The sequence below is a fragment of the Saccharopolyspora phatthalungensis genome, from assembly GCF_014203395.1.
Lineage (GTDB): Bacteria > Actinomycetota > Actinomycetes > Mycobacteriales > Pseudonocardiaceae > Saccharopolyspora > Saccharopolyspora phatthalungensis.
The window spans coordinates 764,797-790,144 of record NZ_JACHIW010000001.1; the positions used below are offsets into that span (position 1 = coordinate 764,797).

A 25,348-nucleotide genomic window follows, 5' to 3' on the forward strand; every position below is an offset into this window, starting at 1 on the left:
CGATTTCCCTGGAAAACGGCACGAAAATTTCCCTTGAAATCGACCAATGAACATCAGGACACCTTCAGTTGCGAGATCGGCGGGTCGATCAACTGGACCCCGTCGGCCGTCACGAAACACCGCAGCCAGAACGGTTTTCGGCGCGGTAGCGCGACGGTCAGCTCCAGCGGTCCGCTGAGTTCGTGGACCTCGCGGTGCACGATCTGGCCGTCGTCGGGCTTGCGCGGCATGACCCGGCCGGGCGCGATGACCACCAGCACCAGGCAGTTCGGCACCGGCTGGTCGGCGGTCAGCATGATGCGCGCGGTGCCGCCGCCGAACAACCGGGTCTGCCGTTCGACCCGGTAGCTGACCTGCGCAGGCGCCCCCGGCACCTCCAGCGCGGCAGGCAAGGACCGGCTTTCGCCATTGTCCGCGGTCGCGATCGCGCACACCTGCACGCGCACGGTGCCCGGTCCGACGTCGATCCGGCAGCCGCCATCGGCCTGGTACTGCTGCCGGGTCAGCCGCATCCGCCCGGCTTCCGCGTCCGTCGGCGGGCGCGTCCAGGACACCTCGGCCATCCGGATGTCCTCCGGCCACACCCAGGACAGCACCAACCCGCCCCCGAAGCGCCGCCCGTCCAGCGAGGTGACCGGCGGCAAGGTCGCCGCAACGCGCGCGGTGTGCCGGACCGGCACGGTGTCCGCGGCGACCTCGGTGCCATCCGGGCGGCGGTAACGAGCGGTCAGCAGGTAGGTGTAGTCACCATCGATGTCCACTGTGGAGTCTCGGAAGCCGGTTCCGCCGCTGGTCGGCACGGGAACATCGCCGGATTCCCCGTCGCGACGCCGCCGCACGTCCACGCCGACGGCGTCGCGATGGACCGTCCAACTCCCCTCGACCGCACCGTTGCGAACGGCCAGCCGCACCTTGTGCACGGGCGGCAACACCTCGATCATCACCCCGACCGCGCGCGACCACACGCCAGCGGTCCCGGCGGCGAACACCGCATACCCCACGGTGCCCCCGGCCGCCACTGCGGTGTCCACCACCGCCGTGTCGCCGCCTTCGACGACTACGTCGCCGTCATCGGCATCGCCGGGCGTCCGCCCGGCTCGGCGCACCACCCGGTACCGGGTGCCGTCGTCGTGGTCGGGCTTCGCCCGCCACGACACCCGAACCCCGACGCCTTCCGGCTGCGCCGTCACGGCGTCGACCGGGCTCAGCGGGATCCGCCGCAGCTCCGCCGCTATGGCGTCATCGTCGGCGGCGAGCCGCGCCGCTTCTCCGAGCTTCCGACGGGCTTCGCCCTCGGCGCCGCTGCGCACCGCGCGGTGCGCGGCTTCGCGCAGCTCGCGCACGTGCTTGGCGTGCCGGTCGATGGCCGCTTTCGCGGCTGCCGCCTCGTCGCTGTCGGCGATTCCGGCCAGGACCTGTTGGGCCGCTATCAGCTTGCCGTCTGCCAGCAGTTCGACGACCTTCGGCAGGCCGGTGACCGCCGGTGTCGCCGAGCCGGTTTCGCTGAGGACACTGACCACGGCCTGACGGGCTTCGTCGGCGTCGAGCCCGGATCGGCGGAGCACTCGCAGCAACGCGCCGGCCGGTGCGCCGCTCTCGCGGAGCCGCCGCACGTCGGCGAGCAGGTGGTAGAGGGATAGCAGCCGGAGGTCGACGCCCTCCCTGCCGACCGCCGTGTTGAGCAGCCCGAGCGCCTCGCGAGCGGGTTGGTTACCGGATCGCCGGTTCTCCCGGTCGATTGCCTGCTGGACGGCTTTCGCGCTCAGCCCGGCCGGGAACGGCGGGGTGCTTTCGAACGCCGACAGGAGCCGGAAGCCGTCGAGCTTTCCGTGCAGGAGTTCGGGAATCCCGGTGACTTCGGCATCGTTGAGCAGCGCCTTCAACCGACGGAACAGGGTGTCGGGCAGGCCGCTGGTCTTCGGCAGTTCCAGCGGCGGCGCGGACTTCACCCCGGCCTTGGCCAGCGCCTGATCGACCTCGGCGGGCGCCAGCTGGCCGAACGTCTCGCGCATCGCCTCCAGTTGTCCGGGCGTGATCAGGCCGAGCTCGCCGAAGTTCGCCGTCAGCATCCCGGCCAGTTCGGCGATCTGCCCCTCGCTGGCCCCGGCCCGCTCGCTGTCCCGACTGCGCCACCAGGACATTGTGGACATCGCATCACCGTGCGCGCGCCGCAGTTCTTCGTCCTCGCGCAGGAAGGCTTTGTAAACGCTTGTGGTGAAGCTGGATTTGGCGGTGGACTGGGCGCTCTTGTTCCAGTGCGAGCGGATCTGGGTCAGGCGCTGGCCCAGCTCCGCTTCGGAGAAGCCCGGTTCGACCGCGTACCTGGTCAGCAGGTCGTCGGGTAATCGGCCGCTGCGCCCCCGCAGCGGCCGCACCACCTCACGTTCGTAGGCCTTCGGATCGAAGGGTCCCATCAGCGCCTGTCCTCGTCGGTTGCGATGGAAATCGGCTCGTCGATTTCCACTGAAATCGCCGCCCCAAGCACTCAGCCCGAGACCGTGATCCCGGCGACCACCTTGGTGGCCGCCGCGACCTCCTCGTCGCTGCGGACGCTCACCCGAACCTTGATGTCCAGCGATTTGCCGGTGGACGGTTCGGTGGCGGTCAGCTCTAGCAGGCCCTCGTCGTCGACGGTCATCCGGATGTTCACCGGCGATCCGACGGGCAGCGGCGGCAGCCCGTCGATGAGCCCCTTGCCCTCGTTGATCGGCTTGTTCTCGGACAGCTCCGGGCCCGCGACGACGCCGGACTGCTCGAACAGCTCGATCATCACCCCGGTCTGGCCCGCCTCGACGGTGGCCGCCTCCAGTGTCCGCTCCTCGGTGGGCAGCGAATCGTTGGCGTGCACCAGGTGCTTGACGAAGTGCCGCTCCGGCTTCTGCTGCCAGTCCGGGTCGCTGGTGTCGACGAGCTTGACGCCGAATGCCTTGGGCAGCACGTTGCGGGTCTGCTTGGCCGCCAGGTCCTCCAGCGCCTTGACCGAGATTCCGGTCTGTTGCGCCACGTTCTGCACTGCCTCGGCGACGCCGGTAGAGCCCTGCTCGGCCGCCTCGGTCATCTCCCGGTGCACCACACGGCCCAGCGCGTACAGCGCGGCGCCCTTGGCCACCGCCAGGTCGGGGTCGTGCAGCTTGGGATCCCAGCCGAAGTCGGCGCGCAGCCGCTCGGCGACCGCGGGCATCTTCGTGGACCCGCCGACCAGCAGCACGTCGTCGATCTGCGCGCCGGCCTGCTTTTCCCGCAACGTCGCCAGGGTGCGCTTGACGATGTCGATCGTCTTGTCCAGCAGGTCCTGGGTTTCGGTTTCGAATTGCGCGCGGGTCACCTCGACGCGCGCGCTGACCCCGGCGCCGCGCAGCGCCACCGCGCGGGATTCCGCTTTGGACAGCTGCTTCTTGGTGTCCTCGGCGGTGGTGGCCAGCGACTGGAGGAATTCCTCGTCGTCCTCGACCTCGGTGCCTTCCGGGGCCTGTTCCTGGAACTTCGCGAGCAGGTGGTTGCGCAGCCGCAGGTCCCAGTCCGCGCCACCGAGGTGATCGTCGCCGTCGGTGCAGACCACCACGACCTCGTCCTTCGACACCCGGATCACCGTGGTGTCGAAGGTACCGCCGCCGAGGTCGTAGACCAGGATCGTCTTGTTCTCGGCGTCGGTGGTCGCCTCGTAGTGCAGCGCCGCCGCCACCGGCTCGGGCACGATGCCGATCACGTCCAGCCCGGCGATCTGCCCCGCGTTCTTGGTCGCGCTGCGCTCCAGCATGCCGAAGTAAGCGGGCACCGTGATCACCGCGCGGGTCGCCTCGCCGCCGGTGTGCGCGGCGGCGTCCTGGGTCAGCTGCTTGAGGATCAGCGCCGAGATGGACTCCGGGGTGTAGGTGGTGCCGTGGAATTCGAACTCCGCGTCGCTGCCCATCTGCCGCTTGATCAGCGACACCACCCGGTCCGGATCGATGATCGCGGAGTTCTTGGCCACCGAGCCGACGACCACATTGGACTCGTTCTCGAAGAACACGACCGACGGTGTGGTCTCGTTGCTGTCGGTGTTGCGGCACACCGTCGGGCGGCCGGTCTCGTCCACATACGAGATGGCCGAGTAGGTGGTGCCCAGGTCGATGCCGAACACCTTCAGGTCGCGGTCAGACATCTGCGCTCATCCCCTCTGCTCGCGGGTCGTTCTCGGTGGCCGGCGCGGTTTCGGCGCTCCAGCGGTACACGTGCACCCGCGCGGGGACTGTCACGCGATCGGTCGTGGTGTCCAGGTATCCATCGGCGACGACGGCGGCGATCCGCTCGTGCTGGGCGGGGTCGTCGGCCGGGAGAACCTTGATGGCGCGATGCTCGCGCGCGGAGAACTCGGCACCGACCGCCGGGCTGATCGGTGCGCTGCCGCAGCGCTCCAGCGCCTGCTCCGCGCTCAGCGCGAAGGATTCCAACAGGTCCACGACCTGCTGGCGGCCGAGTTCGGCGGGCAACGTGCGGGCCTGGTGCAGCAGATCCTTGCGGAGGTTCTGCAGATCCGTGGTGATCGGCCGCAGCACCAGATTCTGCTCACCGGCGCGCAGCCGTTCGACCTCGGCGTGCAGCTTGTCGATCACGCGTTCGCGGGCGGCGGCCCGGTCATGGTGTTCGCGAACCTGCTCGGTGAGCGCGGCGACGGCTTCGGCCAACTCCGCGACCGAGTCCGGCTGGGCTTCGGGTAACGATTCGGCGGATTCCGCTGGCCGCTCAACCGGTTCCGGCGCATCGGCCACGCCGGGCGGAGGTTCGTCGGCCGGGGGTTCGTCGGCCGGGGATTGCTCCTCCGGCGCGGCCGCTTCCGGCACGGCGACGATCGCCTCGACCGGCTCCCCGGCTTCGGCTCGCCGGTCGTCGTGCCCTGGCTCGTCGCGCATGACCTCGCCCGCCTCGCTGCTCCCCGCTGTCGCGGAGTGACCAGTTGATGATCACCAAGCCTAGTATCGTCCCGCCCCGGTTCGAGCGGGATTCAACGAGTTCGGACGGCAAAGCGGCGTAAGCGGTTCCCCCGGCGCGTTGGGCCGAACCGGTGAATCAAGAGCGGCACCTGCCTCGGGGCTACCGCATCGGCCGCCTTTACGCCCTTGACCAGCGAAAATAACGAACATTTCGGATATATCGGGCGTCGATGCGAGGACGGCCGCCGCCGGCGCGCTCACCACTGGGCGAGCAGGTCATCGCAAATACCTGCGGCGCGACACGGCCGCTGGATCCGCCCGACAGCAGAATGGACGAGCCACCAGAACTCTTGGAGGACGCCACGATGGCCGACGAACTCAAGCCCATGCCGCAGGACTGGCGCCGCGCGCTGGCCATCGTCGCCCACCCCGACGACCTGGAGTACGGCTGCTCCGCCGCGGTGGCCGCGTGGACCGCGAGCGGCCGCGAAGTCTCCTACCTGCTGGTGACCCGGGGCGAGGCGGGCATCGACGGGGTGGCTCCGGCGGATGCCGCGCCGCTGCGCGAGTCCGAGCAGATCGCCAGCGCCGCCGCGGTCGGCGTCCACTCGGTGGAGTTCCTTGGCTATCGCGACGGGGTGGTCGAGCACGGCCTGCCGCTACGCCAGGACCTGGCCCGCGCCATCCGGGCGCACCGGCCGGGGCTGGTGATCACCCTCAACCACCACGACTACTGGGGTCCGGGCAGTTGGAACAGCGCCGACCACCGCGCGGTCGGCCGGGCGGTGCTGGATGCCGTCGCCGACGCCGCGAACCGCTGGATCTTCCCGGAGTTGCTGGTGCAAGGCTACGAACCGTGGTCGGGGGTGCGCTGGATCGGCATAGCCGCAGCACCGAACCCGACACACGCCGTGGACGTCACTGCCACCCTGGACCGAGGCGTGGCCTCGCTGTCGGCACACCGGACCTACCTGGAAGCGTTGAGCGACGAGCCCTCGGAACAACACGCCCGCAGTTTTCTGGAGAGCGCCACCAGCGAGCACGCCAACCGCTTCGGCGGCCGGGCCTGTGTCACCTTCGAACTGATCGGAGAAGAATGATCACCGACGCGCTGGATCGAGCGTGGCAGGCGTGGGCGGAGCTGGGCAGCGACCTCGACGAGGCACAGTGGCAGCGGCCCACCCGCCTGACCGGCTGGACCGTCAAGGATGTCTACGCCCACCACAGCGGTTTCCCCGCCGCCACCGCCGCGGGCATGGACGCGCCGGAGCCGTCAGGTCCGGTGACTCACGCCGACGCCGCCGAACTCCTCGCCTTCATGCAGCAGCCCGGCGGGATCGCGGACGAGACGGCGGACCTGCTCCGCGACCAGGCCACCGCGCAGGCCTCGGCGGCCCCGACCAGTTCGCTCGTCGCGCAGTTCACCGAGGTCGCCCCGAAGGTCATAGCCGCGCTGCGGACCGCCGACCTGAGCCGCCGGGTCGACTACGGAGGATTGGCCGTGGTGCCGGCGGGCGAGGCGTTGCGGATCTTCCTGATGGAAGCGGTGGTGCACTACTTCGACATGGCCACCGGGCTTGACCGGCCGGTACCCGGACCGTTGGCCGGTGAGCCGCTGCGCGAGACGGTGCGGCTGCTCGCCGACACCGCCGACCCGATCGCCTTCATCGACGCCGCCACCGGTCGCGGCACGTCCCAGATCTTCCCGATCATGCACTAAAACTGACCGTTTGCGCAGGTCATATGCCGTGAGCGCGGTGAAGATCCAACTCACGTCCGCAACGAGTCCAAGCTCAGCCCAGTGCGGGCAGGCCGATGGCGGCATCGACCGCGATCGCCACGAACAGCAGCGCCAGGTACGAGTTCGACAGGTGGAACAGCTTCATCGGGTTGACGGCCCGACCGTTGCGCACCGACGTGTGCAGGCGCTGCGCGACGATCAGGAAGGCCGCCCCGCCCAGCACCGCGACCGCCACGTACACCCAGCTCGTCACCGGCACCAGCAGCAACGTGCAGCCCACCGTGGCCCAGCTGTAAGCCAGGATCCGCGCCGACACCTGCCGCGCGGTGGCGACCACCGGCAGCATCGGCACCCCGGCGCGGGCGTAGTCGTCCTTGTACTTCATCGCCAGCGACCAGAAGTGCGGCGGCGTCCACAGGAACACCACGCCGAACATCACCAACGCGGGCCACTCCACCTTGCCGGTCACAGCCGCCCAACCGACCACCACGGGCATGCAGCCGGCCGCGCCACCCCACACGATGTTCTGCGGGGTCCGGCGCTTGAGCACCAGCGTGTAGACGAAGACGTAGAACAGGATCGCGGCCGTGGCCAGCACCGCGGCCAGCAGGTTCGCGCCCAGCCACAGCACGGCGAAGGACACGATGCCCAGGGCGATGCCGAAGATCAGCGCGTTGCGCCGCGGCACCTCGTAGCGGACGAGCGGGCGCTTCTTCGTCCGGTCCATCACGGCGTCGATGTCGGAATCCGCCACACAGTTGAGCGCGTTGGCGCTGCCCGCGGACATGGCTCCGCCGACCAGCGTCACGATCACCAGCCAGGGCGACGGGATGCCGCGCTGCGCGAGGAACATCGCCGGAACCGTGGTGACCAGCAGCAGCTCGATGACGCGGGGCTTGGTCAAGGCCAGGTAGGCGGCCAGCACCCCGCGGCGCCGACCGATAACCGGAGCGGGCTGGGGGGCGGTGGACTCGTGGGTTGCTGTCATGAGGCCCGCGATTCCGCCGACTTGGCGGCGCCGCGCGGCTTGACTATCGGCTTGCCCGCCAGCCGCAGCTCGTGCCAGTGCGTCACCTTCCGCTCGGCGACGAATGCGCCGAACGGGACCGTACCGGCCAGCAACACCAGCAGCATCCGGCCGATCGGCGCGCGCAGCTGGGTCGTGGCGACCACGGCGACGAGCAGGTAGACCATGTACAGCCAACCGTGCGCCACGCCGATCCGGAAGGTCCACGTCACGCCGAGCTGCTGGGTAGCGGAGCCTTCCGACCACAACCCGATGTAGTGGCCGTACTTGAGCACCACCGCGGCGCACAGCAGGATCAACAGCACCGCGGTGACATACGCCATGATCCGGTAGAAGGTCAGCACACCAGGCTTCACGCCAATCCCTCAATCCCGCCTCGTGCCTAGAAAGACCGCTGTCAACAGACCGTACGCCACCTGCCCGAAGCCACTGCGCCTGACCTCGGGCAAGAGTGGCGCCGCACACCTAGCGGAGGTTCAGATCATCCGGTAGGCCTAGGCGAGCAGCTCGAAGGAACGCAGCTTGCTGTCCCGGTCAGGCAGGTTCGTGGTGAGCATCAACTCGTCGACCCCGGTACGGCCGCGCAGCTCGTCGAGCCGTTACCGGGAGCGGGTCAGCCTCGGGTGAGGGCGTAGTCGCGGGTGGGGTGACGCCGCGCTGCAGCGCCGCCATCAGCGCGCGGGCCGCATGTCAGTCCAGTTCACCTCGATGTGGTCCACGCAGGCCTCCCGGTCCGCCGGACCGTGCGCGATAGTCCACCCGGCCGGCACGGCGATCGCGGCCGGCCACAGCGAGTACTGGTCCTGCTCGTTGATCAGCGCGTAGTACTCCGCGGCCGGATCCTCGAACGGGTTCCTCATGCTCGTGCTCCTCCAAGGTTCACTTCGTTTCGCCCGGCGGGCACCGGGACCGATCCGCGCACGTCATCCCTGGTGGGAGCCCGCGAACACGGCGGAGTGCCGGGCCACCCCGACGTACCCGAGACAGTTGACCAGCGCTGCCAGCGGGCAGCCAAGCCCGAGCGGCTCGGGTCGGCGGCGGTCACGGGGTGGCCTCGGTCAAGGCTTGGTCGACGATCGCGGCGATCTCGGCGAGCGGGCCGCGTTGCGTCATATCCTTGTGCTCACAGGCGATGTCGTGGTTGTGCACCGTGCCATCGACGTAGGGCTGCCACGTCTGCGCGGTCAACGTGGACCTGGCCGGGTTGACCGTGGCGGTGAAGAACAGCACGTCGCCCTGGTACTTGTCGTGGTCGGCCTGGTGCTCCAGCACCGCGCAGTTGGCGAAGTTGTCGATGATCGCGGTGATGCTGTGCGCTTCGAGGTTGGCCAGCGCGCTGCCTTCGGCCGACAGGATCGCCAGCACGTCCGCGCGGGTCAGCGGCCCATCGCCCAGTTCCGAGTAGCCGGCCATGTAGAGCAGCCTTTTCAGCGCTTCTTCTTCGGTCGGCAGTTCGTCCCACACGTCCTTCGGGTACGAGTCAAGCATGCACAGGAAACGCACTTCCTCGCCCTGCGCCTGCAACTGCGTGCTCATCTCGTGCGCAACCACGCCGCCGAAGGACCAACCGAGGAAGTAGTACGGCCCGCGCGGCTGCACCCGCCGGATGTGTTCCAGGTACTCCGCGGCCATCTCGTGCAGGCTAGCCGCGACCGGCTTCGGCTCGGCGAGCCCGGGCGACTGGATGCCGTAGATCGGCCGCTCGGCGTCGATGTGCTTGAGCAGTCCGGAGAACGGCCAGGCCAACCCGGCGTCCGGGTGCACGCAGAACAGCGGTTCCTGGCTGCCCCCGGTGCGCAACGGCAGCAGAATCTCCAGCGCATCGCGCGAGCCGCCCCCTTCCCGGGAATAGCCGCCTTCCTGTGAATAGCACCCTTCCGGTGAATCGCAGCCGTGCAGCCGCCGCGCGAGACCGGCCACGGTCGGCGCGGCGAACAGGCTGCCGACGTCGACCCGGCGGCCGAGCGCGTCGCGGATGCGGCCGATCAGCTTGGCGGCCAGCAGCGAATGCCCGCCGAGGTCGAAGAAGTCGTCGTCGATCCCGACCCGTGGCAATCCGAGCGCCTCGGCGAACAGTCCACAGAGGATTTCCTCGGTCGGTTTGCGCGGCACGTTGACCTGCTGGTCGGCGCGCCCCACGAACTCGATGCCACCGTCCACCCGCCACCGGCCGAGGTCGCCCGAGCGGTACATCCGGGTCCCGGGCTCGCCGTGCGGGTCCGCGACGAACCGCTGCGCGGTCAGCCCCCGTCGCCCGAGGTAGCCGCGGGCCAGGCCCTCCCCTGCCACGTACAGCTCCCCGACCACGCCCGGCGGCACCGGCTGCAGCAACTCGTCGAGCAGGTAGACCCGCAGGTCGGGAAGGCCGCGGCCGATCAGGCTGCCATCGCGGCGGGCGACCATCGCGCGATCGAGCTCCACATAGGACACATGAACGGTGGCCTCGGCGATCCCGTACATGTTGATCAGCTTCGGCGACTCGGAGCGCCGGGCATACCATTCGTCCAATCTGGACAGTTCTAGCGCCTCGCCGCCGAAGATCACGTAGCGCAGCGCCAGCTCGTTGCCGGGATCCTCCCCGTCGGCCTGGCTGAGCCGGTAGAACGCCGACGGCGTCTGGTTCAGCACCGTCACCCGTTCCCGGGCGAGCAGCCGCAGGAACTCCTGCGGCGATCGGCTGACCTCGTGCGAGACCACCACCAAGCGGCCACCGTGCAGCAGCGCGCCCCACAGCTCCCACACCGAGAAGTCGAACGCGTACGAGTGGAACAGCGTCCAGACGTCGTTGCCGTCGAAGGAGAACCACGGGTCGGTGGCGCTGAACAGCCGGACCACGTTGTGGTGCGGGATCGACACGCCCTTGGGCCGGCCGGTCGAACCGGGGGTATAGATCACGTAAGCGGTGTGCTCGGGCGCCAGCGGGCCCCGCTCGCCGGGTTTGGGGTCCCAGTGCGAGTGCCGGGTGATCTCGGCGATCGCCACCGAATCGTCCAGCAGGATCCGGGTGATCCCGTCCGGCAACCGGGCCGCGTGTTCGTGGTCGCTGATCAGCACCGTTGGCTGCGCGTCCCCGAGCACGTAGCGGATCCGTTCGGCGGGATGCCCCGGATCCAGTGGCAGATACGCGGCACCGGCCTTGAGCACCGCGATCAGCGCCACCACGAGCTCGGCGGATCGCGGCAGCGCCAGCGCCACCAGCTGCTCCGGCCCGACACCGTGGTCGATCAGGTGGTGCGCAAGCTGGTTGGCCCGCGCGTTGAGCTCGGCGTAGCTGAGGTTCCGCGCGCCGAAGGTGACCGCGAGGGCATCCGGCGTGCGGGCGGCCTGTTCCTCGAACAATCGCGGCAACGTCGCCGCCGACGGCCCCTGGACGTCGGCGATCGGCGCGTTCCACTCGTGCAGGATCCGGTCGCGTTCTTCGGGCGACAGCAAATCGATCAGGCCGACCTGGGTATCCCCGGCGCAGTCCGCGAACGCGGCGAGGAACCGCAGGAACCGATCGCGGTGCGCGGCCAGCTCCCGTTCGCTGTAGCGCCCGGGATTGGCGTCGAACTCGAACCGCAGGTCGCCGGCGCCGGCGTACACCGCGATGGTCAGGTCGTCGACCGGACCCGCCGCGAGGTTGTGCACGCTGGCCGGGCTGTCGCCGAAGACCAGGTCGCAGTCGAAGGACTTGATGTTGATCATCGGCCCGAACAGCGGCCGGTCCGAGCCCAGCAGCTTGAGGTCCCGGCGCAGGTCCTCGCCGCGGTAGTGCCGGTGCCTGCGCAGCTGCCGCACGGCCTTGGCGACCTGCGAAATCAGCTCCGCCCGCGTGGTGTTCGCGGCGATGCGCAGCCGCAGCGGAAGCACATTGACGACCATGCCGGGCACGCGCAGCGAAGCCGACCCCAGCCGCCCCATCACCGGCAGCCCGAGCACGATGTCCCTCGCCCCGGTCATCCGGTGCAGATAGGCGCCGAAGGCCGCGATGAGCGCGTCGGACCAGATCGTGCGGCTTTCATTGGCGGCGGCGGCCAGGGCGTCGGCGGCACCAGAGGCATCGGTTTGCCGGTGGAAGGAGTGCCCGCTGGCGCTCGAACCGCCGGTCAGCGACACGACATCCGGCCGGTCCGCGAACTGCTCTCCCCAGAACTCCGCGTCCCGGTCGAACTTCGGCGAATCGCGGTAGTCCCGCTCCTCGGCCAGCAGTGAACGCAACGAACCGAACGGCGAGCACCCGTCATCCGGGGTGCTGTAGAGCTCGGCGACCCGCCGGATGATGATGGAGAAGCCGTACCCGTCGATCGACACGTGGTGGATCCGCTGGTACCACCACCAGCGCTCGTCGCCGAGCTTGAACAACGCCGCGGTCCACAACCGGCCGCCATCGGCCCGGGATCGCGTGAGGTCCACCGGTTCCCGCAGGTCGGCGCGCATCCAAGCGAGCGCCTGCGCGTCGGGTTCGGTGGCCGCCGAGCAGTCGATCACGGGGAGTTCGAACTCGCCGGCCTCGTCGATGACCTGCCGCGGTTCGCCCGCGTCGTCGACCACCCGCAGCCGCAGCGCCTCGGCTTCGCCGACCACTTGGCGCAGCGCCGCAGCGAACCGCGCGGGCTCCACCGCCCCGTCGATCTCGACGTACTCGGCGGTGTTGAAGATCGGGTTAGCCCGATCCAGCTGCTGCGCGAACCAGATCTCCGACTGCGCAGCCGACAGCGGCAACCGCTCGTCAGCACACCCCGGCATCGTTCTCCCCACGATTAACAAGATAAGTAAGGCTTACCTTAGTTGTTATCCGATCGGGAGTACAGCCGATCACCGTACCGTCCGACGTGGGGCTACTCACCCGACGCGGGCCGCCCGAACACCATCAGCGCCGCGTTCTTGTTCGGTAACCCCGCCTCGGCCGCCCACCCGAACCCGGCCTTGCCGAACGCGCCCAAGCGAAGCTCCATTATGGACGTTCGGCTCGGCGGCGACCCGCGCGGATGTGCGAGTAGCGCCGCGCCAGCACCAGCGCGACGTCCGGTCCGCCGTCGGCGCCATCGACCCGAACCGGCCGCAACGACCAGCCTGCCCCCAGTTCCGGGATCGGCACACCCGGAACGTCCGGAATGCCCGAGCACAGTGCATTTTGCACCTAGAACGGCACGGCCTGCACGTGGATCGCACAGGAGGCCGATACCGCAGCCCAGAACCGTTGAGCGCGGCGATGTCGGTCAGCGTCGGGCCGGTCAACCAGTGCGCCGACTGCCCAGCCCAGAAGCGCGGGCACCAGACGGCTCTCGACGTGCGCGGACAGCCACCGGCGCAGGTGCGCCGACGCGCGCCGGTGCGGTCGCCCGGCCAGATCGGCTCCACTCGCCCCACCACACTCCCCAGATCGCGCGCCCCCCGCGAGCTGAGCCTAACCTAACTGCTCAATCTCGTGGCTGTGCTTCCGCCCACTGCCGCACCGGCCGAGGCGACCGGTCGCACCGGATCGACCGAGCACAGTGGACGAACGTGTGCCACCATCACGGAGCGCAGAACGGAGTGTTGATTTCTGGATGATCATTACCTGATCCGGTGATGATCGTTGTTTTTCGCTGGGCGGGCGGCCAACATCCGACCTACTCTCCGACCTAATTGAATCGGCCCCGCCGTCCGGAGAGGAGTTCAGCCATGGAAGACGCAGACTCTGTCGTGCCGCTCCGGCCGGGATTCGACATCCAGGTCCGTGGCTTCAACCGCACCCAGGTCATCGAGCACCTCGAACTGCTGGAGGATCAGCTGAGGCTGGTCACCATCGATCGCAACGAGGCGGCGCAGCTCAATTCCGACCTCCGGAAGCTCTGCGACGACACCCGTCGAAGCCTGGACGAGGCCGAGCGACGGCTCAAGCGGATCGAGTCCTCCGATACCGGTCTGCCCGCGGCTTCCCAGCGGGTGCAAAACATGCTCTCGATCGCCGAAGACGAAGTGCAGACCCTTCGTGACCAGGCTAAACGCCATGCCGACACCATCCGGGGCACCGCCGAAACCGAGGCGCGCGAACTGCTCAGCGCGGCCGAGCAGGCCGCCAGCGAGCTGCGCAACGAGTGCAATGAGCTCGTCACAGACGTCGAGTCGCGGCGCGCCCGGCTGCACCGCGAGCACGACCAGAAGGTCAGCGACCTGCGCACCCGGGAACAGCGACTGCGGCAGAACATCCGCAACGAGTACAAGCGGACCATGTCGATAGCACAGGAAGAAGCCGACGAGCTGATCACCGACACCCGGCGGCAGTGCAGCCAGCTGGACGCCGAATCCGAGCGGATGCGGTTGACGACACTGGAAGAGGTCCGCACCAAGCGGCAGCAGCTGGAGGAGCTGCAAAACGCGGTGCTGTCCGCAATGGACAACGCCCGGCAGACGCTGGACGCCTCCGTGGCCAGCCTGCGCAACCACGACTTTGCAACGGAACTCACGGCCGACGGCGATTCCGAGCCCGTCGAGCCGGTCGAACAACAGTCCGTTCGGCTGCCCGAACAGCGCGACGACGTGCAGACGTACACCATTCCCATCGAGCGACAGCACACCAACGGCACTGCCCCCAAACCCGGCCCCGCGCGGCGGAACTGATCGGAGCCCCTAGTGGATTTGCTCGTGCTGATGTTCGTAACCGGTTTCGCAATGGCCACGCTGATCTTCTGGCCGTTGCTTTCCCGGGCGAACCGACGTCTTGCCGAGAGCGGCATCTCCGACGCCGCAGCCGCACCGATCGGCAAGCACGCGCTGCGCTCTCCGGCGACGCCGAAGGTCGTCGCCCGCGAGCCGAGCACCGACGCTCAACCGGCGCTGGCCAAGCCTGAGACCGCGCCAGAGGCACCTCGGCCGGTGCCGGTCGCGCCGCAGCAGCGGTCAGCCGAGCCGGTGCAGATTCCGGTGCTGCCCACGGACCTGTTCGCGAAGAACTTCGAAGCCAAGTTCAACCGATCCCGGCAGCGCCTGGCCCGGCTCCGCGACGAAATCAGCAAGGAATGAGCCGGGGATCGCCTCGCGACTGACGCCGCCCGCCTGCCGTCGAAGTGCCGTTGAGCAGGCATAACCAGCCGATCCTCGCAGTCAGTGGATCGCCCGGCTACTAATACTCAGTCGTTCATCCAGTCGACCTTCAGGCCGTCACGCTGGCCGAAACGTTCGAGATGGCGGCCGATCACGTCCTGCACTCGGTCGAGCAGCTCGGCGCTGTCTGCTTCGGCGTGCAGCGCCAGCGCGTCCGGCTCGTTGACCAGCAGACAGCTGCCCCCGCCGCCGTCGGCGGGCAGCGCGATCCGGATACCGTCGGCTTCTTCGGTCACCGAGCACCGACGGCCCAGGTGCGAGGACAACTGCTTGGCGTAGCGAGCCGGTTTGTCGGTGCCCACCGTCGCCTGCGAACGGATCATCAACAGCCTCCCAAAAAGTCAGCCCAGCATTACCGGCGGTGGCGGCGCGGTGCCGGAGATCACTCGTCCCGGCGACCGCGGCTTCGGCGTTGCTACGTTCGAAAGGACTCGGCACCCAGAAGGCTGGAGCCCCACCGTTGAGTAACCCTCCCACCATCTACTTAGTCGCCACCACCGGCCACCCGAACTACGGGGACGAAATCATCGCCGCCGCCTGGCTGAAGCACCTAGCGCGCGTCGCACCGGACAGCGAGATCTGGGTGGACTGCCCCAACCCCGGCCCGAGCGAGGTCATGCTCGGCCACCTGCATCCGCGGGTCCGGTTCACCGACACCTGCTGGCGGCTGTGCTGGGCCGCCCCGTCGGACGGGCCGTGGGAGGTGGCGTCGTTCGTGCAGCACGCATTCAACAACCCGGGGCTGGCGCCGCGCTGGGTGGCGGGCATCGAGCTGGCCGCCCGCGCCGACCTGGTGCACATCATCGGCGGCGGGTTCATCAACGGCATCTGGCCGCGGCACATCGGCCTGCTCGCGGCGGCCGTCGCGGCGACGCGCCGATCCGGCGGCCGGGCGGTGATGACCGGGCAGGGCCTGTGGCCGGTCGCGGCCGAGGCGGAACCGCTGCTGCGCAACCTCGCCGCCCAGTTCACGGTCGTCGACGTGCGCGACGAACCGTCGGCGTCGCTGGCCGGCTCGGCGACCCTCACCGGCGACGACATGTTCTTCGGCGTCGAACCCGGCCTGTACCGGGACGACGACCTGCGCGAGTTCATGGTGTGCCTGCAGTCGGACCTGCTCGACGTGTCGGTGCCCGCGCTGGCCGGGTTCCTGCTTGACACGCTCGGCGAGTGGGGCGTGCGGCCGGAACAGGTCGGCATCGTCGAGGGCATCCCGCGCGTGGACCGGGAGGTCTTCGCGCTGGTGGAACACGACCTGCCGGGCGCCCGGTTCTACCCGTTCGCCGAGATCATGAACTCCGGGCTGCCCGCGGCGGCCGAGCAGCGCTGGCTGTCCAGCCGGTTCCACCTGCACCTGATGGCTGCCGCGGCCGGGGCTCGCGGGGTCGCGGTATCGATCAACTCCGGCTACTACACCAACAAGCACCGCTCGCTGATCGACCGTGGCTCGGGCTGGGCGCTCAGCGAGGGCCTGCGGATCCCGGCCATGCCGACCAGCGGTGGGTTCGCCGCGGACGCGCTGCGAGAACTCAAGAAATCCAAGGAAGAACTCGCGGCCTCGATCTACGGGAGCTGACCTACTCGTCGTCCTCGACGGCCGCCCGCTCCCGCCGACGGTCGGCGATGTAGAAGGGCGCGGCCGCGAGCACGGGCACCAGCATGCCCAACAGGACGATCAGAACAGAAGTGCCCAATGCCCTCGAAACTCCGTCCACGGTGGGAAGAACCCACATTTGCCCCTCGCCCGGACGGGCGTCCACTGAGCACATCGCTCCAGCTCGTGCCGCTATTAGCGACGCGTCACTTGCGCCGAATCACAGCACCCGAACGGGGATCTTGCTGGTCCCGCAACGGATTTCGCGTTTACTTCAGGAAACCGGCAGTCGGCCACTCTTCCTTGATCCAGGCGCTGTTCCAGAACAGCCACTCGTACTCGGTGGCGCGGGTGAACGCCTGAAGCATCCGCTGCTGCATCTCGGCATCCATGCTCTTGGCAACCCGGTCGGTCAGGTCGCGCGCGGCAAGCACCGCCTCGGCGAACTCGTCGTCGGCGTAGGTCTGGATCCACGCCTGATACGGGTGATCCCCGGCGCCGCCGGTGGCCTCCAGAATCGTGGTGCCGACGTGCTGGTACACCCAGAAGCACGGCAGGATCGCCGCCAGCAGCACCGGATACGGTTCGGTCAGCGCGTTCGCCCGCAGGTACGAGGTGTAGGCGAGGCAGGACGGGGACGTGTCGATCCCGGCGATCTCGGTGTCGGACAAACCGAACTCCGCGACGTATCCGGCGTGCAACCGGCGCTCCTCGATCAGCGCGCCCTGCGCGGCACCGGCCAGGAAAGCGGCGTCCTCGGCATTGTCGGCCCGCGCCGCGGCGGCGGCCAGTGTCTGCGCGAAACCGACGAGGTAGCGCGCGTCCTGCACGATGTAGAAGGCGAAGCGATCCCGGTCCAGGGTGCCGTCGGTGAGTGCGGCGTTGAATGGGTGCTCGACGATCGCCTGCTGTAGATCGGCGGTGTTCGCCCAGGCCCGGGCGCAGAAACCATCGGCGGGCGGGGCAGGCAGCTTGCTCATCGGAACCTCTCGTGGCATGTCAGTGTCTTGGCCGGTGATGCGCGACCCGGGCCTGTGAGCACTTCGGGTGCTGCGGCACCGTAAGGCGCTCACGCGCCCTAGCCCCGTGGAAACCTCGTTACCACCAGTGGTGGAAGTGGTGCACTGGGCCGTGGCCGTGGCCGACGTCCAGTCGCTCGGACGCGCGCAGCGCCTCGGTCAGGTACTCCTTGGCTTCACGCACCGCTTCGAGCCAATCCGGGCGCTGCGGCCGCAGCGCGGCGATCGCCGCCGAGAGCGTGCAACCGGTGCCGTGGTCGTTGGTGGTCGCCACTCGCTCGCTGGACAGGAATTCCGCCACCCCGTCGCCATAGAGCAGGTCCACACTGGACAGACCGTCGAGGTGGCCGCCCTTGAGCAGCACCTGCTTGGCGCCCAGCCGGGCCAGCCGCTCGGCCTGCGCGGGCATGTCGTCGGGGTCGGTGATCTCCGGCTCGCCCAGCAGGTCGGCGGCCTCCGGCAGGTTCGGGGTGATCAGATCGACCCGCGGCAGCAACTCGTCGCGCAGCACGTTGACCGCCTCGGCTGCGAGCAGCCGGTCACCGCTCTTGGCGACCATCACCGGGTCGAGCACGACGTGCGGCGGCGCATAGCGGTCGAGCACCCCGATCACCGCGCGAATCACCTCGGCGTTGGCAAGCATGCCGATCTTGACTGCGTCCACCCGCACGTCGTCGAGCAACGTGACGAGCTGGGCGGTGATGAACTCCGGCGGGACCTCGTGCACCTCCGAGACCCCCGTGGTGGTCTGCGCGACCAGCGCGGTGATCACGGACATGCCATAGGCGCCGTGCGCGGAAAAGGCTTTCAGATCGGCTTGCACACCGGCGCCACCGCTGGGATCGGTGCCGGCGATGGTCAGCACATTGGGAACCATGACGTCCCTCCGCTAGTACGAGCTAGGTCAGGTTCAACGGGTCTGTTCTCAGCCCGGCAGTTGTCGGGCACCCCGCGTCACTTCCACCAACCTAACAACCGGAGACGCCCCGGGACCATGCCCGTCATCGATGTGGGCCACGGGTTATCTCGCGACGAGACCATTCGGCCGCCGAGCCACTCCGATGCCGAGCGCGGCGCCATCCGTGCTCGTCCGGCCAAGTGGATCGACACAGCGATCGATTTCACATCGAGAAGGCACCCACCGGAAGGCAAGGTGAACCTTCCTCGCGGACTAAGGTGGGAACTGATGGAAACCACGACCGATGCTCCGAGCTTCGCCCGTTCCCGCCGACAGCGCCCAGAGAATCCCGCCCGGATCTGGGCCCCGCTGGCGGACCTGACCGAAGCCGCCGTGGCGGCCGCCGGCTCGGGGACGGTGGCGATCACCCGCGGATTCGACCGCAACAGCAGGCAGCGCGCCAAGGCACTGCGGGAGCTGCTGAACCGACGGGGTGTCGCCGCGGTCGAGGTAACACCGGCTCCGGGCAGCGATCGGCTGCTGGCCGATGTCGAGATCACCGCCGTGGTCAACCTGGTCGGTGCCGGTTCGTGGCAGCCATACCGGCTGGCCGCGGAGCTGCACGCCCCGGTGCTCACCCCGAAACCCGGCGACGGCCGGGCCGAGGAGGTCAAGCGGGACGTGATCGCCCTCGCCGACGACTCGGGCCAACGCGACGTCGCGATCTCGCATGTCGCCGTGCGCTCCGAGGACCCCGCCGCAAGTCGGTTGACGCTGACGCACGACGGGGAGCAGCTGACGGTCCCCGGCGGCTGGTTGACCCTCACGGTGCACGAGGGCGAACTGCGGGTGCAGGTCGGCGGCGTGGATTTCCCGGAGCGCACCCTGACCACCGCCCAGGTCCGGGTGGAGGCCTTCGACGCGCCGCATCGGCTGGTTCGCGATGAACTGCCGATCGCCGACTTCGAAGAAGGCGCGGTCACCTTCACGGCCGAACCGAAGGGACTCGTCGTCCGCCCGGTCTGAGCCGCCCCTTGCCGAACTCACAGGGTGACCGCAGTGTCCGAGGAAACTGTACCCAAGGAGACTGCGGTCACCCTTCGTGACTTTAAGGCCCGTTACGGTGTGACTTGGATCATCTTGAGTGGCTGATCTGATGATTCGCCGTCACGGATCATGCTCGGTCGCGTCCCTTGAACGACACCGCGCGTGGGAGGCAGAACGCGCGGACTGCACGAGGGAGGCTGGGGATCGTGGAGTCCACCAAGCAGTGGCACGTGAGCTGCCGCGATGTCGCCGGCAGGCGCCGGGACATGTCGGTAATCGTCAACCAGGGGAATGTCGTGGTGGTCGCGCCGCCGGGTGAGACCGCGGTGCTGTCCCCGCTGGAGGTGGGCAGGCTGCGTGCTGCTCTGCGAGATGCGATCGTGCAGGCGGCCGCGCTCGAGTGAGGTCGGCCGTGGGCGCCTCGGGGCCAACCATGCCTCGAGGCGCCCACGGCCCTACCTGCGCCTGGCGTTGGGATCGAACGGCTTGTTCGCGCCGCCGGACGAGGCGAAAGGTCCGTTCGCCGCACACCCGGTAGCACGCTCGCGCACCATTCGGTCTTCCACAGGCCACAGCGCTCGCGCCAGCATCTACTCGCGGTAACCTGGCGACCGAGAGGTGACTGCGTGAGCACGTTGAGGCAACGGTCGGCTGCCCTGCTCCGGCGCGTGACGCCGGGTCTGCACACGGTGTTCGTCCTGGCAAGACAAGGCGTGATCCGCCCGCTTCGACCGGACAAGCTGCTGCGGATCATCCTCGCCTGGCGACGCTGGGGCATCACCCCACCGCTCGGCTTCGCGGTAGGCGCCGTGCGCCACCCCGATCGCCCGGCGGTGATCGACGAGCGCGGTGCACTCAGCTACGCCGAACTCGCGCAGCGCACCACCCGGCTCGCCAACGGCCTGCGCGACCGCATCCCGCGTGGCACCCGGATCGGCGTGCTGTGCCGCAACCACCACGGACCGGTCGAAACGATCGTCGCCGCGGCCAAGCTCGGCGTGGACGTGGTGCTGCTCAACACCGGCCTGAGCACTCAGCAGCTCAACGACGTGATCACCGAACAGCGGGTGGGGCTGCTGGTGCTGGACGCCGAATTCCGTACCCACCTGCCGGACCTGCCCGAAGGCATCGACGCCGTGCTGGCGTGGACCGACGGCACCACCCGCCACGACACGCTGGAAAACCTGATCGCCATCTCCTCGGCGCAGCGGCCGACCCGGCCGACCCGGCAATCGCGCATGATCGTGCTGACCTCCGGCACCACCGGAACCCCGAAGGGCGCGCGCCGCCCCGACCCGCCGGGCCTGGCACCCGCGGCGTCGATCCTTTCCCGCGTGCCGCTGCGCAGCGGGGAACGGTTGCTGGTGAGCGCGCCGCTATTCCACACCTGGGGCCTCGCGGCGTTCCAACTCGGCGCCGTGCTCGGCGCGACCCAGGTGATGCGCCGCAAGTTCGACCCCGAACAAGCGCTTTCCGCGGCCCAACGCAACCAGTGCACGTCGATGTTCGCGGTGCCGGTGATGCTCCAGCGCATCCTCGACCTCCCCGAACAGATCCGCACCAAGTACGACCACAGCGCGCTGCGCATCGTGGTGAGCAGCGGATCGGCCCTCCCCGCCGACCTGGCCACCAGATTCCAGCACGCCTTCGGACCCGTCCTGTTCAATCTCTACGGATCCACCGAGGTGTCCTGGGTAAGCATCGCGACACCGCAGGACCTGCGCGCCGCACCGGGCACTGCGGGCCGACCGCCGCGCGGGACGACCGTGCGGATCCTCGGCGACGACGGCACCCCGGTCCGGCGCGGCGCGACCGGGCGGATCTTCGTGGGCAACGACATGGTCTTCGAGGGCTACACCAACGGCAGCAGCCGCGAGTCCCGCGACGGCCTGATGTCCACCGGCGACCTCGGGCGCATCGACGCCGCCGGGCGGCTGTTCGTCGTCGGCCGGGAAGACGACATGATCATCTCCGGGGGCGAGAACGTCTATCCCAAGGAAACCGAGGACGCCATCGCGCGCCTGCCGGAGGTGTCCGAGGCGGCCGTCATCGGCGTCGACGACGCCGACTTCGGACAACGGCTCGCGGCGTTCGTGGTACTCCACGAGGAGGGCGGGCTGGACACGGAACGGCTGCGCGAGCGCCTTCGTGACCGGCTGTCGAAATTCGCGATGCCGCGCGATGTCGTGTTCCTCGACGAGTTGCCGCGCAACGCCACCGGCAAAGTCGTGCCGCGCGAACTGCTCGACCGTCTGAGGTCCTGACCGACACGCTGCACGATCACCCCGCGTGTGGAGTTAGGCTGCCTCGGGTGAATGACCGTCTAGTGTGGATCGACTGCGAAATGACCGGTCTCGATCTCGGCAAGGACGCACTGATCGAGATCGCCGCCCTGGTCACCGATGCCGACCTGAACATTCTCGGCGAAGGCGTGGACATCGTCATCCACGCCGACGACGAGGCGCTCGCCGGGATGCCCGACGTGGTCCGCGAGATGCACGACCGCTCCGGGCTCACCGAGGAGGTGCGCCGCTCGACCGTGACCCTCGAAGAGGCCGAACAACGGGTGCTGGACTACGTCCGCAAGTACGTCCCGGACGGGCGGTCCGCGCCGCTGGCCGGCAACTCGATCGCCACCGACCGCAGTTTCATCGCCCGCGACATGCCACGGCTGGATACCCACCTGCACTACCGGATGGTCGACGTGTCGTCCATCAAGGAACTCTGCCGACGCTGGTACCCGCGGGTCTACTACGCCCAGCCGGAAAAGGGCCTCGCGCACCGCGCGCTGGCCGACATCCGGGAATCCATCCGCGAGCTCGCCTACTACCGGCGGACCGCGTTCGTCCCGCAGCCGGGGCCGACCAGCGAGCAGGCCCAGGCGGTGGCCGCAGAGCTGCTCAACGGCGATGACGGCGTCGGCGGCACCGAGAAAGCCCGCGAGCAGTCCGAGCAAAACCCCGAATCCGGCCACTGACCAGCACACTCCGGGTTAACCGGAGCCCGTGGAAAACCGGGTGGCCGCGCACGCTACGATATGAGCGTTGCTCCGGGAGAGGCCCGAAAGGGCCGGTCCGAGCGGCCACGGTGGGTGTAGCTCAGTCGGTAGAGCACTGGGTTGTGGTCCCAGGTGTCGCGGGTTCGAATCCCGTCACTCACCCCATCAGAAAGGCCCCGTTCCGCTGGAACGGGGCCTTTCTCGTTGCCCATTGGCCCCGGGAGCGGCGACCCCGGTTCCCTCCGGAACAGCCGCTCCCGACCGCCTAACTCACTTGTTGCCCTTCACCCACTGCTCCCACGGAATCTGCCAGTCGCCGAAACCATCCCAGGCGCGCAGGTTCGGCCCGCCGGAATTGGTGATCTGCACGACATCGCCCTTCCGCACCAAGTTGAAGATCCACTTGGCGTCGGCGGTACTCATGTTGATGCAGCCGTGGCTAACGTTGCGCCTGCCTTGATCGCCCACCGACCACGGCGCGGCGTGCAGGAACTCGCCGCCGTTGGAAATCCGGACCGCCCACTCGACCTCGGTGCGGTAGCCGCCCGCCTCGACGGGCAGGCCGTAGGTGGAGGAGTCCATCACCTTCTTGGCGTGGTGCTCGGTGACCACGTGCACGCCGTTGCTGGACGGAAACGAGGGCTTGCCCAGCGACACCGGCATGGTCCGCAGCAACTTGCCGTTCTTCTCGATCCGCATCTGGTGACTGGCCCCGTCGGCCTTCAGCACGACCGCATCGCCGATGGTGACGGTGGCCTTGCGGTCCTCCTGGCCCCAGACCCCATTGCCGAGCTCCTTGCCGTACACGTTGATGTCGATCGACACCTTGGTGCCCGGCTTCCAGAACTCCTTCGGCCGCCAGTGCACCTCGCGGCTGCCGAACCAGTAGAAGGCGCCCTCCACGGCCGGCTCGGTGTGGATCTTGATCGCTTCCTCGGCCTTGGCCTTGTCCGGCGCCGGAGCATCCGCACTGAAGTAGAACGCCAGCGGCTGGCCGACGCCGACTTTCTGGCCGTCCAGCGGGTTCATCGAAACGAAGGTCTGCGCCCCGGGCGAGACGGTGCTGAACGTGGACTGCTGGATGATCTCGGGCCCGCTCGCCCCCTGGGCGGTCACCGCCAGCGTGTAGGTCTTGCCGTACCCAAGCGGTTCCGTTGCTGCCCAGCCGACCCCATCCGGCGAGATGGCACCGGCCACCTGCTCGCCTTCCGCATTGGTCAGCACCGCATTGACGATCTTGCCGTTGACCGCGGCCGCACTGATCCGCGCCGTCGGCAAAACATCTTTGGCCCCGTTCTGCGGCGTCAACTCCAGAACCGGCGCGGGCGGCACGTCATCCGAAGCCCCCGAACCGAAACCACTACAACCGGCGACGAGTAACGCCACCAAGCCGAAGATCAACATCATCAACGGCCGCGAAACCCTTGCAGGAATCCCGGCCGGGTTAAGCCACTCCCTCATGGGCAACAGTCCGTCCGATCCGATGCGCCACTACGCCTGTGAACAGTGTGCAGCAATACCCCGACAGTGAGTGAAGGGACCAGGGTGGTGCGCACCCCGAGTGATCCGCGCTCACTCTTCCAATAAGACGCGGCACCCCTCCCCAAGGTTGCGTCCCCACCCCCGACGACCTCGGCCACCCCCGAAACCGACCCCCCGGTTCGGCACCCTCCCGACACCGTGCTAATGTTTTCCACGTCGCCAGGGAGACCGGAACGGAAAGCCGCCCGGGAAAACCTGGTTGACAGCCAGCGCCAATAGCTCAACTGGCAGAGCAGCTGACTCTTAATCAGCGGGTTCGGGGTTCGAGTCCCTGTTGGCGCACAAAAGCCCCAGGTTAACAGCCTGGGGCTTTTTGCATGCCCGAGCTTCCCCGCACTTTATCCGCACAATTCAGGCTGACTCGGTAACGAAGGCACCTTCTAGCGCCTGAGCCGCTTCCCTGCCGACGGCCTTGCGGCCGAGGTACACGTCCTGCGTCATGGACGGCCGCGAGTGCCCCAGCTGATCGGCGACAACCCGAGCGGTCAGGCCAGCAGCATCGAGGATCGTCGCTGCCGTCTTGCGGAACACATGCGAAGTAACCCACGCAAACCCAGCGGTGCCACGAGCGTTGCGAAGATCACGCCGGGTATTCGACGGGTCCCGCAGACCACCAAGGCTGTCCGGAAACACCGGCCGGTCCAGGCCGACACCGCCAGTGTGCCGCTTCTTCAGCATCTCCACGGCCCACGAGGGCAGCGGGAGGGTCCGTTCACCGTATTCGGTCTTGGTGGACTTCCTGATCAAGCCCTTGCCCTTGACCCGGACCACGGTGAAGTTCACATGGACGACACCCTTATCCAAGTCAACTTCGGACCACTGAACCGCTAGCGCTTCACCGATGCGGACACCTGTCGCAAGCATGAACCGAGACAGATCCGGCAGATCCTTGGCAACCGCCTTTTCGTCGGCCTCCAGCTGCGCCAGCCACTGAACACGCTCGTCTAGCGTCAAGGCTCGCGGATTCTTCTTCGGTCCTCCTTCGATCCTGGCGATGTCTCGTGTTGGGTTGCGGTCAATTGCGCCGTGCCGTGCCGCGAGTTTCAGCACGCCCGAGACCACGCTACGAGCCGTCTTCGCCGTCGGCGCTCCGACATTCCTGCGCACAGCGCCGATAAAAGCATCCACGCGCGGCACCGTCACCTCCCTCAGCCTGAGTTCACCGAGCGCAAGCAACACGTGTCCATCGAGGACTCTGCGGTAGGTTTCCGCTGTAGTCGGAGACCTACTCCCCTGTTCCACGGCCGCCTCAACACCGCTGAACCACTCCTCCGCCACCTTGCGGAACCGTGTATCCGCGCTTATCGCACCGCCCTGTGTCGAACTCCGCTCGGTCAGCGCCTTTTTGAGAGCCCGCTCAGCAGCAGCCCGCGTCTTACCTGACCTCTCTACAGGACGCGTGACTCCATCGAAGTCACGAAACTTGGTCAGCGCCCGCCAACCCGATTTCGTTTCATAGCAGCGGATCTTTCCGTACGTCCCGATCGGCAACGGGGGCCTTCCC

Annotated in this window: 22 protein-coding genes, 2 tRNA genes and 1 riboswitch; of the genes, 11 read left to right on the forward strand and 13 right to left on the reverse strand. The window is 68.4% G+C overall.

All coding sequences use genetic code 11. From position 1 onward, the window contains the following. Window positions 1-53: 53 nt before the first annotated feature. The 3 genes from BJ970_RS03310 to grpE form a co-directional block, all read right to left on the reverse strand. Window positions 54-2,414 (reverse strand): SaeA-related protein, encoded by a 2,361-nt coding sequence (locus BJ970_RS03310; RefSeq protein ID WP_184723548.1) that lies wholly within the window; start codon window positions 2,412-2,414, stop codon window positions 54-56. A gap of 71 nt (window positions 2,415-2,485) precedes the next feature. Further along, window positions 2,486-4,141: an Hsp70 family protein gene (locus BJ970_RS03315; RefSeq protein WP_184723551.1), complete on the reverse strand. Its 1,656-nt coding sequence runs from the start codon at window positions 4,139-4,141 to the stop codon at window positions 2,486-2,488. Continuing rightward, a complete protein-coding gene (gene grpE, locus BJ970_RS03320; RefSeq protein WP_184723554.1) occupies window positions 4,134-4,889 on the reverse strand; it encodes a nucleotide exchange factor GrpE in 756 nt (251 codons plus the stop codon). The genes BJ970_RS03315 and grpE overlap by 8 nt, the downstream gene beginning before the upstream one ends. 386 nt (window positions 4,890-5,275) lie before the next feature. On the opposite strand from grpE, the gene BJ970_RS03325 reads away from it, so the two are divergent. Both BJ970_RS03325 and BJ970_RS03330 read left to right on the forward strand, forming a co-directional pair. Continuing rightward, window positions 5,276-6,010 (forward strand): PIG-L deacetylase family protein, encoded by a 735-nt coding sequence (locus tag BJ970_RS03325; protein ID WP_184728838.1) that lies wholly within the window; start codon window positions 5,276-5,278, stop codon window positions 6,008-6,010. Further along, window positions 6,007-6,630, forward strand: coding sequence for a maleylpyruvate isomerase N-terminal domain-containing protein (locus BJ970_RS03330; protein ID WP_184723557.1), 624 nt, complete (start codon window positions 6,007-6,009; stop codon window positions 6,628-6,630). Before BJ970_RS03325 ends, BJ970_RS03330 begins: the two co-directional genes overlap by 4 nt. A 73-nt stretch (window positions 6,631-6,703) precedes the next feature. Here the strand turns inward: BJ970_RS03330 and BJ970_RS03335 are convergent, their stop codons facing one another. The 5 genes from BJ970_RS03335 to BJ970_RS03355 form a co-directional block, all read right to left on the reverse strand. Continuing rightward, complete coding sequence (locus BJ970_RS03335; protein WP_184723560.1) at window positions 6,704-7,639, reverse strand: heme o synthase; 936 nt, start codon at window positions 7,637-7,639, stop codon at window positions 6,704-6,706. Beyond that, window positions 7,636-8,034, reverse strand: coding sequence for a DUF3817 domain-containing protein (locus tag BJ970_RS03340; protein WP_184723563.1), 399 nt, complete (start codon window positions 8,032-8,034; stop codon window positions 7,636-7,638). The genes BJ970_RS03335 and BJ970_RS03340 overlap by 4 nt, the downstream gene beginning before the upstream one ends. Before the next feature lie 315 nt (window positions 8,035-8,349). Next, window positions 8,350-8,538 carry an MbtH family protein gene (locus tag BJ970_RS03345; RefSeq protein ID WP_184723566.1) on the reverse strand — a complete coding sequence of 63 codons (189 nt, stop codon included), beginning with the start codon at window positions 8,536-8,538 and terminating at the stop codon, window positions 8,350-8,352. Between the two features lie 181 nt (window positions 8,539-8,719). Further along, window positions 8,720-12,406, reverse strand: a complete 3,687-nt coding sequence (locus BJ970_RS03350) for a non-ribosomal peptide synthetase (protein ID WP_184728839.1) — start codon at window positions 12,404-12,406, stop codon at window positions 8,720-8,722. A 208-nt stretch (window positions 12,407-12,614) separates the two neighbouring features. Further along, complete coding sequence (locus BJ970_RS03355; RefSeq protein WP_184723569.1) at window positions 12,615-12,758, reverse strand: hypothetical protein; 144 nt, start codon at window positions 12,756-12,758, stop codon at window positions 12,615-12,617. A 566-nt stretch (window positions 12,759-13,324) separates the two neighbouring features. Between BJ970_RS03355 and BJ970_RS03360 the strand changes: the two genes are divergently transcribed. Beyond that, the gene (locus BJ970_RS03360; protein WP_184723572.1) at window positions 13,325-14,263 is read left to right on the forward strand and encodes a hypothetical protein; all 939 of its coding nucleotides are present in this window, start codon (window positions 13,325-13,327) and stop codon (window positions 14,261-14,263) included. A 12-nt stretch (window positions 14,264-14,275) separates the two neighbouring features. Beyond that, entirely contained in the window at window positions 14,276-14,665 is a 390-nt protein-coding gene (locus BJ970_RS03365; protein WP_184723575.1) for a dihydrolipoyllysine-residue succinyltransferase component of 2-oxoglutarate dehydrogenase complex, read from the forward strand. A gap of 107 nt (window positions 14,666-14,772) precedes the next feature. Here BJ970_RS03365 and BJ970_RS03370 read toward each other — a convergent pair whose 3' ends face one another. Continuing rightward, the gene (locus BJ970_RS03370; protein WP_184723578.1) at window positions 14,773-15,069 is read right to left on the reverse strand and encodes a DUF2218 domain-containing protein; all 297 of its coding nucleotides are present in this window, start codon (window positions 15,067-15,069) and stop codon (window positions 14,773-14,775) included. A gap of 137 nt (window positions 15,070-15,206) precedes the next feature. Here BJ970_RS03370 and BJ970_RS03375 point away from each other — a divergent pair, with 137 nt between their 5' ends. Beyond that, window positions 15,207-16,322 (forward strand): polysaccharide pyruvyl transferase family protein, encoded by a 1,116-nt coding sequence (locus BJ970_RS03375; RefSeq protein WP_184723581.1) that lies wholly within the window; start codon window positions 15,207-15,209, stop codon window positions 16,320-16,322. A gap of 287 nt (window positions 16,323-16,609) precedes the next feature. Here the strand turns inward: BJ970_RS03375 and tenA are convergent, their stop codons facing one another. Both tenA and thiD read right to left on the reverse strand, forming a co-directional pair. After that, complete coding sequence (gene tenA, locus BJ970_RS03380; protein ID WP_184723584.1) at window positions 16,610-17,320, reverse strand: thiaminase II; 711 nt, start codon at window positions 17,318-17,320, stop codon at window positions 16,610-16,612. Between the two features lie 118 nt (window positions 17,321-17,438). Beyond that, window positions 17,439-18,236 carry a bifunctional hydroxymethylpyrimidine kinase/phosphomethylpyrimidine kinase gene (thiD, locus tag BJ970_RS03385; RefSeq protein WP_184723587.1) on the reverse strand — a complete coding sequence of 266 codons (798 nt, stop codon included), beginning with the start codon at window positions 18,234-18,236 and terminating at the stop codon, window positions 17,439-17,441. Beyond that, a riboswitch (TPP riboswitch) is annotated at window positions 18,224-18,321 on the reverse strand. It overlaps the preceding gene by 13 nt. Before the next feature lie 224 nt (window positions 18,322-18,545). On the opposite strand from thiD, the gene BJ970_RS03390 reads away from it, so the two are divergent. The 5 genes from BJ970_RS03390 (at window position 18,546) to BJ970_RS03410 (ending at window position 22,467) form a co-directional block, all read left to right on the forward strand. Further along, complete coding sequence (locus tag BJ970_RS03390; protein ID WP_184723590.1) at window positions 18,546-19,283, forward strand: hypothetical protein; 738 nt, start codon at window positions 18,546-18,548, stop codon at window positions 19,281-19,283. Window positions 19,284-19,501: 218 nt separating this feature from the next. Beyond that, window positions 19,502-19,708 (forward strand): hypothetical protein, encoded by a 207-nt coding sequence (locus BJ970_RS03395; protein ID WP_221467467.1) that lies wholly within the window; start codon window positions 19,502-19,504, stop codon window positions 19,706-19,708. A gap of 222 nt (window positions 19,709-19,930) precedes the next feature. Next, window positions 19,931-21,568 (forward strand): AMP-binding protein, encoded by a 1,638-nt coding sequence (locus tag BJ970_RS03400; RefSeq protein WP_184723597.1) that lies wholly within the window; start codon window positions 19,931-19,933, stop codon window positions 21,566-21,568. Between the two features lie 47 nt (window positions 21,569-21,615). Continuing rightward, a complete protein-coding gene (gene orn, locus BJ970_RS03405; protein ID WP_184723600.1) occupies window positions 21,616-22,281 on the forward strand; it encodes an oligoribonuclease in 666 nt (221 codons plus the stop codon). A 110-nt stretch (window positions 22,282-22,391) separates the two neighbouring features. Beyond that, a tRNA-His gene (locus tag BJ970_RS03410) sits at window positions 22,392-22,467 on the forward strand. A gap of 105 nt (window positions 22,468-22,572) precedes the next feature. On the opposite strand, the gene BJ970_RS03415 is transcribed toward BJ970_RS03410, so the two are convergent. Further along, on the reverse strand, window positions 22,573-23,763 hold the full coding sequence (locus tag BJ970_RS03415) for a L,D-transpeptidase (RefSeq protein ID WP_184723603.1): 1,191 nt from the start codon (window positions 23,761-23,763) through the stop codon (window positions 22,573-22,575). Window positions 23,764-24,053: 290 nt separating this feature from the next. Between BJ970_RS03415 and BJ970_RS03420 the strand changes: the two genes are divergently transcribed. Beyond that, window positions 24,054-24,126, forward strand: a tRNA-Lys gene (locus BJ970_RS03420). A 69-nt stretch (window positions 24,127-24,195) separates the two neighbouring features. Here BJ970_RS03420 and BJ970_RS03425 read toward each other — a convergent pair. Next, complete coding sequence (locus BJ970_RS03425; RefSeq protein WP_312864089.1) at window positions 24,196-25,335, reverse strand: tyrosine-type recombinase/integrase; 1,140 nt, start codon at window positions 25,333-25,335, stop codon at window positions 24,196-24,198. Between the last annotated feature and the right edge of the window lie 13 nt (window positions 25,336-25,348).